This window comes from Nocardia sp. NPDC058497 (assembly GCF_042720195.1).
GTDB lineage: Bacteria > Actinomycetota > Actinomycetes > Mycobacteriales > Mycobacteriaceae > Nocardia.
Genome location: NZ_JBHXMY010000523.1, coordinates 1 through 4,125 on the forward strand (window position 1 = coordinate 1; position 4,125 = coordinate 4,125).

Consider the following 4,125-nt stretch of genomic DNA (forward strand, 5'->3'; position numbering starts at 1 on the left):
GGGGGGGCTGGGGCGCGGGGGGGTGGTGGGTGGTCTTGTCGGGGGGGGGGCGGCCCTAGCTTTGTTTGTTACCCTTGGCCGGGGGGGCGCCCCCCCACGGCCCAGGTGTGGTCACGGAAGTGCCTGCGCACCTCGCCCATGATCGTCGGGATCGCGAAGGACAGGAACGACGATCCCCGGCGCACGTCATAGCGGTCGACGGCGAGGACGAGCCCCACCCTCGCGGTCTGGTCCAGATCGTCGAACTGTTCCCCGCGGCCCGCGAACTTGCGCGCGATGTGGTCGGCCAGCGGCAGGCACAGCCGGATCACCTCCTCGCGGAGGTCGTCGTAGTCCTCGTCTCCTGGTGGCAGCGCCCGCAGCTTCTCGAACCAGGGCTCGATGTTGTCGTAGCTGTCGCCGCGCGAGTGGGATCGCCGGGTGTTCGTGTGTTCGGCTTTCGTTGATTCCGATGTCATCGCCGATGCCTCGCTTCCGAACGGTTGCGGATGACCATGGGGTACCCATCGGTGCCGCCGCTATGTCTTATTCGGAGCGAAGCCTGTTTCGGCTCAGGTCGCGGCGGGTCCGTGTACCCGCCGTATCCAACCGAATTCGACGGTGGTCGGGTAGCCGTCGCCGACCGGATCGAAGTCGCTGTATTCGATGCGCAGCGCGTCGGTCAGCGTCGCGACGACGTGCCAGCCGAAGGACTCCTCGTCGAGCGCGGACGGCGTGCGGACCACCGTCGCGATGCGGGCGCCGAGGGTGCCGTCGCCGGTGGTGAACACGCACTCGAGCTGGGTGTCCGCCGCCGCGACCAGCATCAGCGCGGTCGCCACCTCGTCCAGCGCCAGGATCAGGTCGGTGACCTCGTCGAGGGCGAACCCGCGCACCAGCAGCACGGTCTCGGCCAGCGAATGCACCAGGGTCAGCTGGTCGAGTTCGGCCGGAACCTGGAACCCGACGGTCTTGGACCGGGGCGCGGTGTCGCGATCGTCTGCCCGCACGCCACCTCCCTGATCCACCGCCGACCAACTGGTCGGAGGGTACCCGGGCCGCGCCGCGCCATTCGCGCGGCCGCCCAGCGATTTCCCGCCGCCTACCGTCGGCTCATTTCGGATCGTTGCCGGTCGACTCGGGCTGGTCCGGCGGCGGGTTCCCAGGGCGCTTCCGGTAGGCCAGGACCACCGCGACGACGGCGATCAGTGCCACGATCACGAGAAGTTCCATAGGCGGCGCATACCCCACCCGTCGACCTCCAACCGCCGTTTGCCCGGCCGTTGGCGCGGTAGTCCGACAGAGACGGTATCCACTCGACTGGAGGCGATCATGGGTCTTCCTGAACACCAGCAGCCGCCCCCGCCCGACGAGGACGCGGGAATCCCGTGCGAGCAGGCCGGACCAGCACCCGATCAGGAGGGCCCCGCACTACGCGGGCCGACCGGCGCGCCGATTCCCGGTGACGCGAGCATCCGCGCCCAGCAGGGTGGCGCGCTGACCACCGCCCAGGGTTTGCCCACCGCCGATACCGATCACGCGCTCAAGGCCGGTCCGCGCGGACCTGTGCTGCTGCAGGACATCCACCTGCGGGAGAAGATCACCCACTTCGATCACGAACGCATCCCCGAGCGGGTCGTGCACGCGCGCGGTGCGGGCGCCCACGGCGTGTTCGTCGCCAACGGCGCGGCCGCCGAGCTGACCCGCGCCGAGTTCCTCGCCGCCGACGCGCGGACACCGGTGTTCGTCCGGTTCTCCACGGTGCTCGGCTCCCGCGGTTCGGCCGACACCGTGCGCGACACCCGCGGTTTCGCGGTGAAGTTCTACACCGGCGAAGGCGTCTACGACCTGGTCGGCAACAACATCCCGGTGTTCTTCATCCAGGAGGCGATCAAGTTCCCCGACGTGATCCACGCGGGCAAACCGCAGCCGGATCGCGAGATCCCGCAGGCGCAATCCGCGCACGACACGTTCTGGGATTTCGTCACCCTGCACACCGAGGCGACCGCGCACACCTTCTGGAACATGTCCGACCGGGCGCTGCCGCGCTCGTGCGCATGTTCTACCGCAGCCTCACCAAGGGCGAGCAGCAGCGGCTGGCCGACGCCTTCGCGTTCGAACTCGGCAAGTGCACCTCCGAGACGGTGCGGCGACGTGCCCTGCAGATGCTGGTCAATGTCGACGACACGCTGGCCGCCTACGTGGGCGGACAACTCGGACTCGCCCCGCCCGCCCCGAACGCCGACCGCGTTGAACTCGAACCGAGCCCGGCGTTGTCGCAGCGCAAGGGCGGCTTCCCGGTCGACGGCCGCACCGTGGCCGTACTGGTGGACGACACAGCCACGGCCGACGCGGTAGCGGAGGTCACCGCCGCGCTCGAACAGGCCAAGGTGACACCGCTCGTCGTCGCTGCGCGCGGCGGGATCGTCGACGGTGTGGCGCGAACATTCGCCACGATGCGATCGATCGAATTCGACGGCGCCCTCCTGCTGGGTGGCGCACTGGATCCACGGGTGGACCTGCTGGTCGAGGAGATGTGGCGGCACGGCAAGGCGATCGCGGCGGTCGGAACGGCGGCATCGGTCTTGCAGCGCAACGGCATCGACCCCGACGCACCGGGAATCACCGTCTCCGACGCCGTGACAGCCACCAGTGCCTTGCTCACCGACCTGGGTGACCACCGGGCCTGGGCTCGCATCGAACCCGAGTCATGAGCGGGCTCAGACCGAGCTGTCCGGCTCTCGCCGCCGTTGATACAAGGGGCCGAGCAGCCAGACCCCCGTGAAGAGCAACGCGAAACAGATTCCCGCGGCGATCGCGGCGACAAGCCCTGCCACCGTGTCGAAGATCAGCACGGTGACTCCGGTCAGCGCGACCCCGAGCAGGATCATCCCGGCGAACGCGTAATGGTGGCCCGCCGCGACGAGGTCGGCCAGCTGATGCCTGCGGAACAGCAGCCGGTGCGTGGCGACCGGGGCGACCAGCAGCACCGTCGCCCCGACCGACGCGACGACGGTCACCAGGTAGACCACCCGCATCGACGTGTCCAGGATGGTGAATCGGGCCTGGAACGGCAGGGTCAGCAGGAAGCCGGTAAGCAGCTGCACGCCGGTCTGCACGACGCGCAGTTCCTGCAGCAGATCGGCCCAGTTCCGATCCAGCCGCTGGATCTCGGTCTCGCCGCGAGCCCGCTTGTCCCACTCCTCGTCGTCGCGTGCCGCGCTCATCGCCGGTTCCTTTCGCCCTATTCAGGGCATGCCCCGACGCGTCGTCGCGAAACGGTCAGCGGCAGGTCAGGCACCGGATCGAAGCACTGCAGAACGGCATGAATGTGCCCGACGCCAGCGATCCCCGGTTGCACGCGATTCGGGTAGTCGCCGGGAGCTGACCTGTTTGTGTCCCGCAGGCCCGGGTAGGCGGTCTGTGGGTCCCCAAGACGGCCCACCGGCCACCGGCGGTGGCCGAGAGATCTGTCTGAAAGGAATGCCATGGGTATCGCGGACAAGGCGAAGAACAAGGCCGAGGAGATGAAAGGCAAGGCCAAGGAAGCCACAGGCAAGGCCACCGACGACCGTGAGCTGGAGAACGAAGGCCGCGGCGACCAGGTGAAGGGCAACCTGAAGGACGCGGGGGAGAAGGTCAAGGACGCCTTCCGCGACTGACCAGCCGACTCGAGCGGGCCATCGGCCGACTACGGCCGGTGGCCCGCGGCCGTGCCGTCCTGCTCGTGGACGGTGAGCAGCAGATCGTGCGTCAGCCGGTGGAGTCGGGCAGCAGTTCCGCGATCAGCGCTTCGACCCGCCGCCGGATCTCGTCGCGGATGGGCCGGACCGCGTCGACACCCTTGCCCGCCGGGTCGTCCAGTTTCCAGTCGCGGAAATCGACGCCGGGGAAGTAGGGACAGGCGTCGCCGCACCCCATGGTGATCACGACGGTGGAGGTTTCGACGGTGTCAGGGGTGAGGATCTTCGGCGACTGGCCGGTGATATCGATCCCGACCTCGGCCATGGCCGCGACGGCGGCGGGGTTGAGCGCGTCGCAGGGGGCGCTGCCCGCCGAGCGCACTTCGACGGCGTCACCGGCGAGGTGGGCCAGAAAGCCGTGTGCCATCTGGGAACGGCCGGGGTTGTGCTCGCTGACGAACAG

General features: G+C 69.0%; 4 protein-coding genes and 2 pseudogenes. 2 read left to right on the forward strand and 4 right to left on the reverse strand.

The features are described from left to right. Positions 1-95 precede the first annotated feature (95 nt). Positions 96-458: pseudogene (locus ACFWPJ_RS26335) on the reverse strand (sigma-70 family RNA polymerase sigma factor); the annotation flags it as partial. Positions 459-551: 93 nt separating this feature from the next. Continuing rightward, the gene (locus ACFWPJ_RS26340) at positions 552-989 is read right to left on the reverse strand and encodes an anti-sigma factor (RefSeq protein WP_378855190.1); all 438 of its coding nucleotides are present in this window, start codon (positions 987-989) and stop codon (positions 552-554) included. 322 nt (positions 990-1,311) lie between these two features. On the opposite strand from ACFWPJ_RS26340, the pseudogene ACFWPJ_RS26345 reads away from it, so the two are divergent. Beyond that, positions 1,312-2,693, forward strand: a pseudogene (locus ACFWPJ_RS26345) (catalase). Between the two features lie 6 nt (positions 2,694-2,699). Here the strand turns inward: ACFWPJ_RS26345 and ACFWPJ_RS26350 are convergent. Then, entirely contained in the window at positions 2,700-3,206 is a 507-nt protein-coding gene (locus ACFWPJ_RS26350; protein ID WP_378855192.1) for a DUF6328 family protein, read from the reverse strand. A gap of 261 nt (positions 3,207-3,467) precedes the next feature. Between ACFWPJ_RS26350 and ACFWPJ_RS26355 the strand changes: the two genes are divergently transcribed. Beyond that, entirely contained in the window at positions 3,468-3,641 is a 174-nt protein-coding gene (locus ACFWPJ_RS26355) for a CsbD family protein (RefSeq protein ID WP_378855194.1), read from the forward strand. Positions 3,642-3,732: 91 nt separating this feature from the next. Here the strand turns inward: ACFWPJ_RS26355 and ACFWPJ_RS26360 are convergent. Continuing rightward, positions 3,733-4,125: arsenate reductase ArsC (locus ACFWPJ_RS26360; RefSeq protein WP_378855196.1), on the reverse strand; the 393-nt coding region annotated here is incomplete at its 5' end.